The sequence below is a fragment of the Streptomyces sp. NPDC041968 genome, from assembly GCF_055589025.1.
Window position 1 is genome coordinate 141,119 of sequence record NZ_JBVJCB010000002.1, and the last position, 13,144, is coordinate 154,262.

The window sequence follows — 13,144 nt, forward strand, 5'->3', positions numbered from 1 at the left end:
GGTGTCGATGCAACAGCGGGCCCTGCTTTAAGGTCAACCTTGTTGGCATAAGGCTCGCGGTGGTTCGCCGCGATGGCGGAAGGGGAGCGGCCGATGCCCAAGAAGGTGGTGCCGGAGGAGGCGCGGCGCAGGCGCAGGCCGACGCGGCAGGGCGCGGTGCTCTCCGAGTCGCTCATCGTGGAGACCGCGCTGCGGGTGCTGCGCGAACACGGCACCGGCGGGCTGACCGCCCGGCGCCTGGGCGCGGCGCTCGGGGCCGACCCGAGCACGGTCTACCGGTATTTCGGCGGCATGGACGACCTGGCGCGGGCGATCGGCAACGAGCTGATGGGACGGGCGCTGGACGGATGGGCTGCGGACGGCGACTGGCGCGGGGACCTGCGCTCCCTCGGCCTGGCCCTCCACTCCTCCTACCTCGCCCACCCCCAGGCCGCCGTGCTCACCGCGAGCCGGGTGAGCGGGCGGGCCCGTGAGATCGCCGTGGACGAGGCGATTCTGGGCCTGCTGCGGGGCGCCGGCCTCGCGGACCGGGCCGCCGTCCGCTTCTACCACGCCTTCATCGACCTGACCCTGGCCTTCGCCGCGCTGGACGCCGGCTCACTGGCGCTGCCCGAGGAGGCCCGCAAGGCCGACGAGAACATGTGGGGTTCCCTCTACGCCCGGCTGCCCGCCGCCACCCACCCGAACATCGCCGCGACGGCCGGCCGGCTCGCGGCCCGGATGCCGCACAGCGCGTACCCGGTGGTCCTGGACACCCTGCTCAACGCCATCGCCGCCGAACTGGCGGTGGCGCCGGCGGCCGGATGAGCCGCCGTCGTCGCCGCGCACCCGCGCGGCCACCTCGCCGACCGCTCCGCCGCCCGGGCGCCCTCGACGCCCTCGACGCGCCCGACGACGGGGCGTCCGTCAGGTCACCGCGCCCACGGTCGGCGGCGCGGGGTCGTAGGCGGCCCGCCGGGTGAGGTCCCGCAGGCGCAGCGCGGCGGTGAGCAGGTCGCGGTGGCTGGTGTAGAGGGCGTTGACGCCGAAGCGCAGCAGGTCGGGTGCGCGCATGTCGGCGATCACGCCGTGATCGGCGAGGGCGACGACCAGTGCACGGGCGTGGGGGTGGCGAAGGCTGACCTGGCTGCCGCGGCGGCCGGCCTCGGCCGGAGTGACGGAGGTGAAGCCCAGAGGGATGAGGAGTTCGTCGACGCAACGCAGGAAGTAGTCCGTCAGGGAAAGGCTCTTGGCGCGGACCTGGGTCAGGTCGACGCCCTCGAAGGCGGTGAGGGCCGCTTCGAGGGCGAGCAGGGACAGGATCGGCGGGGTGCCGATGCGGGCGCGGGCGATGCCTGAGGCGGGCGTGTACTCGTCGGCCAGGCCGAACGGGTCGGCATGACCGGTCCAGCCGGGCAACGGAGTCCGCAGCGAGGCGTGGTGGCGGTGCGCCACGTAGAGGAAGGCGGGTGCGCCGGGGCCACCGGAGAGGAACTTGTAGCCGCAGCCGACGGCCAGGTCGATGCCGAGGGCGTCGACGTCGAGGGGCAGGGCGCCGGCCGCGTGGCACAGGTCCCACAGCGCGAGGGCGCCGACGTCGTGGGCGGCCCCGGTCAGCGTCCGCATGTCGTACAGCTCGCCGGTGCGGAAGTCGACGGGCGCGTAGCTGACGACGGCGACCCGGTGGCCCTCGGCGGCGAGGAAGCGCGGAAGAGCGGCCGGTGGGACCCGCCGCACCTCCAGGCCCCGGCGGCGGGCGACCGCGTCGGCCAGGTAGCGGTCGGTGGGGAAGTGCCGGGGATCGGTGACCAGCAGCGGGCGGTCCGGACGGAGCTCGGCTGCGGCGTCGAGCGCGGTGAACAGCTGCACGCTGGTGGAATCGCCCACCACGGTCTGCCCCGGCGCGGCCCCGATGAGCGCGCCGACGGTGTCCCCCACCCGCAGGGGTGCCTCCCACCATCCGGCGGCGTTCCAGGAGCCGATGAGCCCGGTGCCCCACTGGCGCCCGACCACGTCGTCGAGGGCGGCCGGGACGGCGGCGGGCAGCGGGCCCAGGGAGTTCCCGTCCAGGTAGACGACGTCCGGTGGGAGAAGGAAGCGGGCGCGGAGGGGAGCCAGGGCGTCGTCGGCGTCGAGTCGCGCGGCCCGCTCGTACAGGGCGGCGGGCACGGAGGGTGCGGTGGTCATCGGCGTGCGGCCTCCTCGCCCGCGCGGCCGGGGCGCCCCGGGGGGAAGGCGGCCGCCATCTCCCGGAGGGTGTCGGCGACCGCGCGGGCACCGGGGGCTCCTGGCTCGATGAGGGTGTAGTGGCCGGTGCCGGGCAGGACGACCCTCCGCAGGTCCCGGTGGACGGCGGCGTAGTCGCTGAACTGGCTGAGCGGGACCTCCTCGTCGGCAGTGCCGTGCAGCAGCACGGTGGGCACACCGGTGGTGCCGGCGTCGCGCAGCAGGGTCAGGGGGTCGACCTCGGGCAGCCACTTCTCGAACTGCTCCTCGCCCCCGAGGAGCTGGAGGGCGGCGTCGTCGCTGAGGCGGTCGCGGCGGGTGGCGGTGAGGTCGGTGAGCGGTGCGAGGGCGAGCACGCTCGTCGGCAGGGTGCGCGTGTGCCAGCGGGAGCCGGGCGGCAGCAGGCCCCGGGCGGCGCACCACAGCGCCAGGTGGCCGCCGGAGCAATGGCCCGCCAGGACGTAGGGTCGCCCTTCGGGCAGGGTGTCCACGAGGCGGGCGACGTCGTCGAAGGTCTCGGGGCAGCCGCCGGCGCCGCCGGACCGCCGGAAGCCGGGGAGCAGCACGTCGAAGCCCTGCTGGGACAGGTACGCCGCGAACGGGGTCAGGTGCATCCGGTCATAGCGCCAGTAGCCGCCGTGCAGCAGGATCACCAGCGGAGCGTCGGGGTCGTCGGACGGCCAGGCGTCGTAGGACTGGTGGGGGTGGTCACCGTAGCGGCCGTGCGCCGGGGCCAGCACCGGCTTCAGGCTCAGGACGCGCTGTTCCTCCTCGGCCGCGAAGGCGGAGATGGCCCTAGACGTCACCGCGCGCCTCCCACAGTTCGGGGAAGACCGGGCGGGCCGCCCGCTGCTCCAGCCAGGTGAGCCCGGCGGAACCGGCGCTGCCCGGTTTGGCGCCCATGGCGCGGCGGACGACCAGGACGTGCTCGAACCGCCAGCGGGTGACGAGTTCGGCGATGTCGGTGAGCGATTCGCCGAGCGTGAGGTGGGGATGGTGCCGGGGCCCGGCGTAGACGCGCCGCCACACCTCCACGACTCCCGGGTCGCTCGTGTAGGGGCTGGTCACATCGCGCTCGCGGACGTGGCGCGGGACGGGCAGGTCCTGTCGGTGGAGGTAGGCCAGCACCTCGTCGTACAGGGACGGTTCCCGGTAGGTCTCGGCGAGCGCCTCGTGGACGGCCGGGTCTCCCCGGTGGGCGCGCAGCAGCCTGGACGACTTGTCGCCGAGGAGGAACTCCATGTGCCGGTACATCGCCGACTGGAAGCCCGACGCCTTGCCGAACGCGGCCCGGAAGCCGTTGAACTGGGCGGGGGTCAGCGCGGCGATGGGTGCCCAGGCGCCGCCCAGGGCGGTCAGCGCGCGGCGGCTGCGCGTCAGGGCGTCCAGGGCGGCGGGCAGGTCGTCCTTGGCGAAGGCCACCCGTGCCGTGCGCCACTCGTGCACGATCAGGGTGAACCAGAGTTCCATCACCTGGGTGGTGACGAGGAAGCCCATCTCGTCCGGGGCCTCGGTGAGCGGCTGCTGGAGGGAGTTGAGGACGGAGGCGTGCACGTAGGTGTCGTAGGGACTCGCACCGGGGAACGGGCGGGTCAGGGCGTCGTCCGTCACCGGCTCGCCGAGTGTGGTCGTGCTGTCGTTCATCGCTTCTCCTAGGGGTGCGTTCGGGTCACACACCGAGGTGCGCGCCGCCGGAGGCGTCGATCCACTGGCCGGTGACCCAGCGGGCGTCGTCGCTGGCGACGAAGGAGACGACGTCGGCGATGTCCACCGGGTCGCCGAGCCGGCCGAACGTGGAGGCCTCCGAGTACCTGCGGCGGATCTCCGGGACGGCGAGGGTGGGGTTGATCTCCGTCTCGGTGTAGCCGGGGGCGACGGCGTTGACCGTGATGCCTCGGGGGCCCAGCTCCTGGGCCAGGGCGAGGGTGAGGTAGTCGAGGGCGGCCTTGGTCATGGTGTACGAGACGATCGGCGGGAAGGCGACGCGGGTCGCGACGGAGGAGATGTTCACGATCCTGCCGCCGTCGCGCAGGCGGTCCAGCCCGCGTTGGATGATGAAGAACGGTGCCTTGGTGTTGACCGCGAAGACCCGGTCGTAGTCGGCTTCGGTGACGTCGGCGATGCGGCGGGGGACGGTGATGCCCGCGTTGTTGACGAGGATGTCCAGTCCCGTCGGCGCGTCCTGCTCGGCCAGGGCCCGGTCGAAGGCGGACCACAGGGTGTCGGCGTCGCCGGGGACGCCGAGTTCCGCGTGCACGGGGAAGGCGCGGCCGCCGTCGGCCTCGATCTCCTTGACGGTCCGCTCGGCGGCCGTCAGATCGTGGCCGTAGTGGACCGCCACCAGGGCGCCCTCGCGGGCCAGGCGGCGGCTGACGGCTCTGCCGATGCCGCGGCTGCCCCCGGTGACCAGGGCGGTCTTTCCGTCGTGGCGGGCGGCGGTGGTCATCGTGGGGCTCCTTGGGTGAGTGGTCATGGAGGTGGGTGGGCGAGGCGGGTGGGGTGCGGGTCAGGCGTCGAAGTCGAGGGCGACCTCGGGGGTGCGGGGGCGGGCCCGGCAGACGAGCGTGTAGCCGGCGGCACGGTCGCGGTCGTCCAGGGCGTACTGGCGGTCCGCTGCCACCTGACCGGCGACGACTCGGGCGCGGCAGCTTCCGCACACGCCCTCGCGGCACGCGTACGGCACATCGGGGTGAGCACGCAGCAGCGCGTCGAGGAGGACCGTGTCGCCCGGCAGGACGGTGGCGTCGCGGCGGCGCCCGTCGAGCAGGGCGGTGACCCGGGCCGAACCCGCTTCCTGTGCCCGTCCGGGTGCCCGCGGGGACCGGGGCGCGCGTACCGCTCCCCCGGGCGCCCCCGTGGGGTGCGGTGCCGTGCCGGCCGCCGTGAAGAGCTCTCGGCGGACGAGTGCGGGATCGGCGCCCCGGTCCGCCAGGACCCCCCGCACGGTGTCGACGAGCCCGGGCGGACCGCACAGGGCGTACGTGGTGCCGGGGCCGGGGTCGGCGTCCAGGGCCGTCAGCAGGCGGCACAGTCCGGCCGCGTCGAGCCGCCGCGCGAGCGGGCCGTCGCTCCCCCTTCCCCGGTCCTCGCGGGTCAGCACGTGCAGGACGGTGAACCGGTCGACGAACTCGTCCTTGAGTTCGGCCAGTTCGTCGGCCAGCAAGGCGTCTGCGGAGGTGGGCACCGAGTGGACGAGGGTGACGCGGCAGGCCGGGTCGTGGCGCAGCGCGTGGGCGGCCATCGGAGCCAGCGGCGTGATGCCGGAGCCCCCCGCGAACAGGACGTGGTGGGCGCCGGGCAGCGCCGGCAGGGCGAAGGCGCCGGTGGGCGGGGAGAGTTCGAGGTGGTCACCGGCAGTGAGCCGGGTGGCGGCGTGGACGCCGAAGCCGTCGGGGCGGCCGCGCCTGATCACCAGTCGGAGCCTGTCGGGGGCGTGCGGGGGCGGGCTGATCGAGTAGCTGCGGTGCGGTTCGGTGCCGGCCTCGGGACGCCGGACGGTGACGTGCTGGCCGGGGCGGTGGGTGAAGACGGTACGCAGGGCGTCGGGGACGTCGAGGGTGACGGCCACGGTGTCGACGGTGAGGTGACGGACCTCGGTGACGCGGAGCCGGTGGCGGCGCACGCGGTGGGAGGGGGCGGCCGTCGGGACGGACGACGTGATGGTGGCGGTGTTCACGGTGTGCCTCACAGCGCGGTCATGTGGGGGAAGGGCTCACGGCACGCCGTGCACCACAGCACCGACTGGCAGCGGGAGGGGCCGAAGGGGCTGTGCGGCCGGGTGGCCCGGGAGCCGCACCGCGGGCAGGGCACACCGGCCAGTTCGACGGGGACCGCGCCGTCGGGGGCCGGGGACACGGGCGGTGCGATGCCGTGCGCGGCGAGCTTGCGCCGGCCCTCGCGGGTGATGCGGTCCGTCGTCCAGGGCGGGGCCAGGACCTGCCGTACGCGGCCCTCGGGGTGGCCGCAGGCGATCAGGACCTCCCGTACCGCGGCCGTGATCTCGGGCAGCGCGGGGCAGCCCAGATAGGTGGGCGTGATCTCCACCTCCAGCACACCGTCGGTGCCCGGGGCGACGGCGCCCACCACACCGAGGTCGCCGAGACCGATCACCGGCAGCTCCGGGTCCGGGAGGGCCCGCACCCTCTCGCGCACCTCCGAGGCGGAGAGCCGGACCTCGGCCGGCGCGGACCCGCTCACCAGGTGCCTCCGGGAAACTGGCGCCGCACGGACTGGAGTTCGGCGATCAGCGGTCCGAACTCCTCCGTGTGCAGGCCCGCACGGCCGCCCCTGGCCGACCAGGTGGGCGTGGGCACGGTGAGTCCCGCCTCCGAGACGACGGCGGTGACCTGCCGCAGCCACGTCTCGTACAGCGGTGCCGGGGAGGGCGCCGTACCGGAGGCGGCCAGGCGGCGCAGCACCGCGTCCTCCTCGAAGAGTTCGCCGGTGTACGGCCACACCCGCTCCAGGCCGTGCCGCATCCGGCGGGCGCTCTCCTCGGTGCCGCGTCCCAGCGTCACCGTCCAGCGGTCCGCGTGCATCCGGTGGAAGGCGACCTCCTTGGCGGCGCGCGACCCGAACGCGGCGAGTTCGGTGTCGGCGCTGTGGGCGAGCGCCTCGTAGAAGAGGACGGCGTAGTGGGTGTAGGCGAGCTGCCGGGCCACGGTCATCGCGAAGTCCCCGTTGGGGAGTTCGGTGAGCAGGGCGTTGGTGAACTCACGGTCCGAGCGGGCGTAGGCGAAGTCGTCCTCGGTGCGTCCGCTCCCGTCGAGCGCTCCGGCGCGGGTGAACAGGGCGCGGGCGTGGCCGATCAGGTCGAGAGCGATGTTGGACAGGGCCAGATCCTCGTCGACGGTGGGCGCGCGGGTGATCCACTGGCACAGGCGCTGTCCGAGGACGAGGGCGTCGTCGCCGAGACGCAGCAGGTGCAGGGACAGGTCGGCGGCGGAACAGGAGGGCTGGTCCGGCGGGAGGTCCGGGCGCACTCCCCTGACGTCACTGGTGGTGCTCACCTTCGGGGCCTTCCTCGGTCAGCGGTGCGAAGTGTTCGGGGTAGCGGTACGGCTTGTGCCGGGCGCTCGCGAAGTACGGGTCGCGTTCGTCCGGGGAGGCCGCGTGCACGGCGTCGGAACGGACCACCCACAGGGAGAGCGGCTCGCCCCGGCGCGTGTACAGGTCGCGGGCCGCGGCCAGCGCCGCGTCCGGGCCGGCCGCGCGCACCGATCCCACGTGCTGGTGGGCCAGGCCCCGGCGTCCCCTCAGGAACACCTCCCAGGAAGCCGGAGCGCCCTCCCGTGCCCCGCTCATCCGTCCTCCCCTTCCGCCCTGTCCGTCCGGGCGGCGCACGCGGCGGCGGCCTCGCGGACCCAGGCGCCGTCCTCGTGGGCGGCCCGGCGGTGGGCGACGCGCTGCCGCGACCAGTGGGTGTCGTCGCCCAGTGCCTCGCGGTAGGTGTTCCAGTCGACGGGCGTGAAGTCGTAGTGGCCGCGCTCCTCGTTCCAGCGGAGCGCCGGGTCGGGCAGGGTGAGGCCGAGGCGTTCGGCCTGCGGGACGCACGTGTCGACGAAGCGCTGGCGCAGCTCGTCGTTGGTGTGGCGTTTGATGCCCCAGGTCCTCGCGCGGCGGGAGACGGCGGCGCCCAGCGCGGCGGTCCGCGCGTCGGCGCCGTCCGCCTCGGTGTCGGGCGGACCGAACATCAGGGCCACGGCCGGCAGCCACCACCGGTTCACCGCGTCCTGCGCCATCTCCTTCTGCTCGGGGGTCCCTTCGCAGAGGGCGCGCATCAGGTCGTAGCCCTGCCGTACGTGGAAGGCCTCCTCCTGGCAGACGCGGCGCATGGCGCGGGCGTACGGTCCGTACGAGGTGCGGCACAGGGGCGCCTGGTTGATGACGGCGGCGCCGTCCGTCAGCCAGGCGATGGCGCCGGTGTCGGCCCAGGTGAGCGCGGGGTGGTTGAAGGTGGCGGAGGCACGCTGCCGGCCGCGGTGCAGGGCGTCCAGCAGGTCGGCGCGGTCCACGCCGAGGGTCTCGGCGGCGGAGTACAGGTACAGGCCGTGGCCGGCCTCGTCCTGGACCTTCGCGATGAGCACCGACTTGCGCCGCAGGGACGGGGCACGGGTGAGCCAGGCGCCCTCCGGCTGCATGCCGATGATCTCGGAGTGGGCGTGCTGGGCGATCTGGCGGACGAGCATGCGGCGGTATCCGTCGGGCATCCAGTCGCGCGGTTCGATCGTCCCGCCGTCGGCGACGAGCGCCTCGAAGCGCGCGAGCGCCTCCTGGTCGTCCGCGGTACCGGCGAGGGTCGGCGCGGTCATCGGGCGCCGCCCGCGTGTCCGGCGCCGGCGGCCGTGGTGGCGCGGCGCGTCGGGCCCCGCCCCGGGGCCCGGCCCCGTACCGGCTGCCTGGGCACTCGCATCACTCCTTCGCCTCGTGACCGCCCGCGTCCGGCCGGAGGGGGCCGGGCGGAACGGATCGTTTCGTTGCGGTAAGAGGCCGGGCGGGCGGCCCGGCTATCCCCGTGACGCGAGGTTCGGGCGCGTGACAAAGCTCACGGGTCGGCCCGGGGAGTGGAACGGTGCCGCTTCCGCCTCTTGAGGGGGTGTCATTCGAGAACCGCGGCGGCCGGCACGCCGAGGCGAAAGGGGAAACCATGAGCACCATCAGGGAGTTGCTGGTCGAACTCACGGGCACGGCCGAGTACGCCGACCGGATCGGGGCCGACGTCGACCTGGCCGCCAGCGGCATCGATTCCGGGGACCTCGTGCGCCTCGTGCTGCTGGTCGAGCAGCGGCTCGGCGTGGAGATCACCGCCGAGGACATGGAGGGGCTGCACACGATCGCCGACTACGAGCGCTTCGTGGCCGAGCACGCCCCCGCCGGGACGCGTGGCACGGCAGGTGTCGGCGGTGCCGCCGGTGCGAGCGGCGGTGCGTGATGTGGCTGACACAGCTGTTGGAGCGCAACCGGCAGTGCCGGCCCGGCCGGACCGCACTGGTGGACGAGGAACGCAGCGTCACCTGGGCCGAGTTCCACGACCGCACCCTGGAACTGGCGCGCGGGCTGGCCGAACTGGGCATCGAGCGGGGTGACCGGGTCGCCGTACTCTCCAAGGACCGGATCGAGGTCCTTGAGAGCTACTTCGCGCTCGCCCGCCTCGGGGCACTGTTCGTACCGCTCAACCACAGCCTGGCCGAGCCCGAGGTCGCCGGGATCGTCGAGCGCGTCGGGGCGGTGGCCGTCATCGGTGAGTCGGACCTGCTGGACCGACATCCCGAACTGCCGTCGTCGGTGCGGATCAGGCTGGCCCTCGACAAACCCTCCTTCACGGCGCTGGGCACTCTGGCCGCCGACCGGGACCTGCCGGACGTCGCCGACACCGACCCGATCGCCGTGCTGCACACCTCGGCGACCACCGGACAGGCCAAGGGCGTCACCGTCGACAGCGGGTCGTTCCGGGCGATCGCCCTCGGCTGGCTCGTGATGGCCCGGCCCACCGACGACATCGTCATGGTCAACTGCTGCCCGCTGTACCACGGCAGCATGGTCGTGTCCCTGACCTATCTGGCGGCCGGCGCGACGGTCGTGCTGATGCCCGGCTTCACCCCGCAGCGGGCGCTGACCGCGGTGGAGCGGCACGGCGCCACCCACATGTGGCTGGTGCCGCAGATGCTGCGCTTCATGCTCCAGGCCAAGGCGTCCCGGCGCGCCGACCTGTCGAGCCTGCGAGAGGTCCTGTACGGCGCCGCGCCGATGCCGCTCGACGTGTACGCCGAGGCGGTCGAACGGCTGGGCTGCGGCTTCCGCCAGGTGTACGGCATGACCGAGGTGGGCGGCCCGTTCGTCACCCTCGGCCCCGACGAACACCCCGCCCCCGGGGACGTCGCCGCCCGTATCCCGTGCGGACGCGTCGTGCCCGGCATGTCGGCCCGCGCGGTGGACGGGGGCGGCCGGGAACTCCCGCCCGGTGAGATCGGCGAGATCGTGGTGCGCGGGCCGGGTGTCATGCAGGGCTACTGGAACGACCCGGAGGCCACCCGGGAGATCACGGCCGACGGCTGGATCAGGACGGGCGACCTCGGCTTCATGGACGACGAGGGTCGCATCAGCCTGGTGGACCGTACGAAGGACGTCATCATCCGGGCGGGCCAGAACGTCTACCCCTCGGAGATCGAGCGCGCCCTGATGTCCCACCCGGCGGTCCGGGACGCGGCGGTCGTCGGCATGCCCGACGAGGACTACGGCGAGGTGCCGCTGGCGTACGTCGTCCCCGAGCCGGACGCGGAGCTGGGAACGGCGGCCCTCCTCGCGCATGTCGCGGGGCTCCTCGCGCCCTACAAGCGTCCGCGGCGGGTGGAGTTCATCGAGCAGGTGCCGCGCAACCCCGCCGGCAAGATCATCAAGAAGCTGCTGCGGGTGTGAGCGGCGGCGGTCACCCGGCAGCGGAACGGGCGCTGTCCGAACTGCGTCCGCTGCTGGCCGCCGCTGGGCTCGGTCTGGGTGTCGCGGCCGTCTCGGAGCCCTGTCCGGAACCGGCGGGGCCTGCCGAGGCGGCCGCGGCGGCGGCGATGCCGGCACGCCGCCGGCTGGAGTTCCTGGCGGGCCGTCGGGCCGCCCGGCGGGCGTTGCGCGCAGTGGGTCTGGACTGCGGTGAGATACCCCGCTCGGGGCGGTTGCCGGTGTTCCCGCCCGGCCGGGCGGCGTCGATCTCGCACAGCGCGGGCGTCGCGGTCGCCGTGGCCCGCCCGCCGGGGACCGCCGTGCCGCTCGGCTGCGACCTGGAGCTGCGGCCCCTCCCCCGCGCGGCGGCACGGCTGGTGCTGCGGGCCGACGAGGAGGTGCTCCTCGGCCAGGAGGAGCAGGAGGAGCTGCCTCGCTTTCCCGCCCGGCCGGCGTGCACGACCTGGTCGGTCACCGCGCTGTTCTCCGCGAAGGAGGCCGCGTGGAAGGCCTTGGCCGTGCCCGGAGACGGGCGCCAGGTCGGATCCGTGAACGGGCACCGGGCGGGGCCGGTCGACGATCAACAGACCGGGCCTCTGAACGGCCGCCAGGCCGAGCCGGTCGACGGGCATCGGGCCCGGCGTCCGCACGAGCGCCAGGCAAGGCCCGGCCGCGAGCACCCGGCCGCCGCGCCGGACAACGGCCGGCACCGGGACGGGCCCGGGGGCCGGCGTCGAACGGTCCCCGGGGGACAGCCTCCGCCCTGGTCGGCGGGGAGCCTGCGGGATCTGCGCGTGTGCCCGTCGGGAGACGCCCTGCTCGTGCGCCTGCGCGCGCACCCCGCCCACGCCGTGCGGGTGCGGGTGGTCCGCGTCGGGGCCGGGGTCTTCAGCTACGTCCTCGGCCGGGCGGGCGCCCACGACTGAGCACGGGCTGCCGCCCCGGCGCATCGCACCGGGGCGGCAGCCCGCCGTTCCTGTTCAGCGGCCCGCAGGGCCGCCGTCACGGTAGGAGCGCCGCGCGGCGTCGGCGGCCTTGTCGGTCTGGGCGTCGTACTTGCCCCCCGTGCGCTGGTCGACCGTTCGCTCGGCCCCCGCGACGCCCTTGTCGGCCTGGTCGGGGTGGCCCTTGGCCATCTGCTTGGCCTTGGTCATCATCTCGCCCAGCTTGCCCATGGGGTACCTCCCGGGATCGTGCGTATGCCGTTCCCGGCCGCAGGTACCCCTCAGGCGGTGTGCGAACCACCCCGTCCGGCGCGCCGCCACAGCGGACCTCACATCCGGTCCCCCACTCGCGCCGCCATGTTCCCGGCCGGGTGCCGGTTGTCGTGGATGAGCTGGTGCGCGAGGCCGATCTCGTCGAAGTCGAAGGTCCGGGAGAGGCAGGGATCGATGATGCCCTGGTCGATGAGCCGGGTGACCTCACGTGCCTCCCGGGCGGTGGCGACGTGCGACCCCTGCAGGCGCTTCTGCCGCATCCACAGGAAGCGCAGGTCGACGTCGCCGTTGTAGCCGGTGGTGCCGCCGCACAGGACGACCATGCCGCCGTTGTCGCACAGGTACAGGGAGGTGGGGACGGTGTCGGCGCCGGAGTGCTCCAGCACGATGCGCGGGCCGCGCCGCTCGCCGAGCACGTCCCACAGGCGTCGGCCGAAGGCGCGGGCGCCCGAGAGCCAGCGGCCCATCGCCTCCTCGTCCGAGGTGTCCGGCAGCCGTCCCCAGTGATCGAAGTCCCGCCGGTCGATCCAGCCCTCGGCGCCCAGCTTGAGGCAGAACTCGCCGCGTTCCTCGCTGGAGACGACCGCGACGGGGATGCCGCCGACGTGTCGGACGAGCTGGATGGCGATGCAGCCCAGGCCGCCGGCGCCGCCCCAGATCAGCACCGGGTCACCGGGGCGCACCGTGTGCGGGGGCCAGCCGAAGAGCTGACGGTAGGCGGTGGCGGCGGTCGCCATGTAGCAGGCCGCCTCCGCCCAGGAGAGCCGGGCGGGCTTCGGGTGGCACATGTAGTCGTCGACGACCGCGAACTGGGCGAAGGAGCCGTAGTTCTCCTCGTACCCCCACACCCGCTGGCCGGCGGACCAGGTGGGGTCCGCTCCGAGGCGGACGTCCTCGGCCCTCTCGTCCCAGCGGTTGGCGAGGACCACGACCTCGTCGCCGAGCCGCACCCCGCGCACGTCCTCGCCGACCGCCCACACGATCCCGGAGAGGTCGGAGCCGCCGATGTGGAAGTCCTCGGTGGCGCCCGCCTTCTGCCGGGCGGCGATCACGTCGAGGGGCGAACCGAGGGCCGCCCAGACGTTGTTGTAGTTGATCCCGGCGGCCATCACCTTCACCAGGACCTGTCCGCGGCCCACGGGCGGCACGTCGACCACCTCGGTCCGGAAGGCGTCGACGGGCTGTCCGTAACGCTCGCGACGGATGAGCGAGGCGTACATCTTCCGTGGGGCGGTGCCCATGTCGGGCGCGTCGCCGAGTTCGTAGAGGTCTTGGGTCGCTCTCACGCT

At 74.2% G+C, this 13,144-nt stretch carries 15 protein-coding genes; 4 read left to right on the forward strand and 11 right to left on the reverse strand.

Going from position 1 to position 13,144, the window contains the following annotated elements:
- Positions 1 to 93: 93 nt before the first annotated feature.
- A complete protein-coding gene (locus tag ACZ6EG_RS05725) occupies positions 94 to 807 on the forward strand; it encodes a TetR/AcrR family transcriptional regulator (RefSeq protein ID WP_391968776.1) in 714 nt (237 codons plus the stop codon).
- Positions 808 to 906: 99 nt separating this feature from the next.
- Here ACZ6EG_RS05725 and ACZ6EG_RS05730 read toward each other — a convergent pair whose 3' ends face one another.
- Genes ACZ6EG_RS05730 through paaA form a run of 9 tightly spaced genes read right to left on the reverse strand, consistent with a single transcriptional unit; the run spans position 907 to position 8,516 of the window.
- Positions 907 to 2,166, reverse strand: a complete 1,260-nt coding sequence (locus ACZ6EG_RS05730; protein ID WP_469601882.1) for a kynureninase — start codon at positions 2,164 to 2,166, stop codon at positions 907 to 909.
- Positions 2,163 to 3,011 carry an alpha/beta hydrolase family protein gene (locus tag ACZ6EG_RS05735; protein ID WP_391968778.1) on the reverse strand — a complete coding sequence of 283 codons (849 nt, stop codon included), beginning with the start codon at positions 3,009 to 3,011 and terminating at the stop codon, positions 2,163 to 2,165. Before ACZ6EG_RS05735 ends, ACZ6EG_RS05730 begins: the two co-directional genes overlap by 4 nt.
- Positions 3,001 to 3,849, reverse strand: coding sequence for a tryptophan 2,3-dioxygenase (locus tag ACZ6EG_RS05740; RefSeq protein ID WP_391968779.1), 849 nt, complete (start codon positions 3,847 to 3,849; stop codon positions 3,001 to 3,003). The genes ACZ6EG_RS05735 and ACZ6EG_RS05740 overlap by 11 nt, the downstream gene beginning before the upstream one ends.
- A 25-nt stretch (positions 3,850 to 3,874) precedes the next feature.
- The gene (locus ACZ6EG_RS05745; protein WP_391968780.1) at positions 3,875 to 4,651 is read right to left on the reverse strand and encodes an SDR family oxidoreductase; all 777 of its coding nucleotides are present in this window, start codon (positions 4,649 to 4,651) and stop codon (positions 3,875 to 3,877) included.
- A gap of 60 nt (positions 4,652 to 4,711) precedes the next feature.
- A complete protein-coding gene (locus ACZ6EG_RS05750; protein ID WP_391968781.1) occupies positions 4,712 to 5,881 on the reverse strand; it encodes a 2Fe-2S iron-sulfur cluster-binding protein in 1,170 nt (389 codons plus the stop codon).
- Between the two features lie 8 nt (positions 5,882 to 5,889).
- The gene (gene paaD, locus ACZ6EG_RS05755) at positions 5,890 to 6,402 is read right to left on the reverse strand and encodes a 1,2-phenylacetyl-CoA epoxidase subunit PaaD (RefSeq protein ID WP_391968782.1); all 513 of its coding nucleotides are present in this window, start codon (positions 6,400 to 6,402) and stop codon (positions 5,890 to 5,892) included.
- Positions 6,399 to 7,139, reverse strand: a complete 741-nt coding sequence (gene paaC / locus ACZ6EG_RS05760) for a 1,2-phenylacetyl-CoA epoxidase subunit PaaC (RefSeq protein WP_391969104.1) — start codon at positions 7,137 to 7,139, stop codon at positions 6,399 to 6,401. Before paaC ends, paaD begins: the two co-directional genes overlap by 4 nt.
- A 58-nt stretch (positions 7,140 to 7,197) precedes the next feature.
- Entirely contained in the window at positions 7,198 to 7,509 is a 312-nt protein-coding gene (paaB, locus tag ACZ6EG_RS05765; protein ID WP_391968783.1) for a 1,2-phenylacetyl-CoA epoxidase subunit PaaB, read from the reverse strand.
- A complete protein-coding gene (gene paaA, locus ACZ6EG_RS05770; RefSeq protein WP_469601890.1) occupies positions 7,506 to 8,516 on the reverse strand; it encodes a 1,2-phenylacetyl-CoA epoxidase subunit PaaA in 1,011 nt (336 codons plus the stop codon). Before paaA ends, paaB begins: the two co-directional genes overlap by 4 nt.
- Before the next feature lie 335 nt (positions 8,517 to 8,851).
- On the opposite strand from paaA, the gene ACZ6EG_RS05775 reads away from it, so the two are divergent.
- From ACZ6EG_RS05775 to ACZ6EG_RS05785, 3 genes are read left to right on the forward strand one after another with little or no spacing between them, the layout of a single operon-like run.
- Positions 8,852 to 9,136, forward strand: a complete 285-nt coding sequence (locus ACZ6EG_RS05775; RefSeq protein ID WP_356610034.1) for an acyl carrier protein — start codon at positions 8,852 to 8,854, stop codon at positions 9,134 to 9,136.
- Positions 9,136 to 10,620 (forward strand): class I adenylate-forming enzyme family protein, encoded by a 1,485-nt coding sequence (locus tag ACZ6EG_RS05780; RefSeq protein ID WP_391969105.1) that lies wholly within the window; start codon positions 9,136 to 9,138, stop codon positions 10,618 to 10,620. Before ACZ6EG_RS05775 ends, ACZ6EG_RS05780 begins: the two co-directional genes overlap by 1 nt.
- Entirely contained in the window at positions 10,617 to 11,564 is a 948-nt protein-coding gene (locus ACZ6EG_RS05785) for a 4'-phosphopantetheinyl transferase (protein ID WP_469601894.1), read from the forward strand. Before ACZ6EG_RS05780 ends, ACZ6EG_RS05785 begins: the two co-directional genes overlap by 4 nt.
- 54 nt (positions 11,565 to 11,618) lie before the next feature.
- Here ACZ6EG_RS05785 and ACZ6EG_RS05790 read toward each other — a convergent pair whose 3' ends face one another.
- The gene (locus ACZ6EG_RS05790; RefSeq protein WP_053126211.1) at positions 11,619 to 11,813 is read right to left on the reverse strand and encodes an antitoxin; all 195 of its coding nucleotides are present in this window, start codon (positions 11,811 to 11,813) and stop codon (positions 11,619 to 11,621) included.
- A 98-nt stretch (positions 11,814 to 11,911) separates the two neighbouring features.
- Positions 11,912 to 13,141 carry a crotonyl-CoA carboxylase/reductase gene (gene ccrA, locus ACZ6EG_RS05795; RefSeq protein ID WP_356611649.1) on the reverse strand — a complete coding sequence of 410 codons (1,230 nt, stop codon included), beginning with the start codon at positions 13,139 to 13,141 and terminating at the stop codon, positions 11,912 to 11,914.
- Between the last annotated feature and the right edge of the window lie 3 nt (positions 13,142 to 13,144).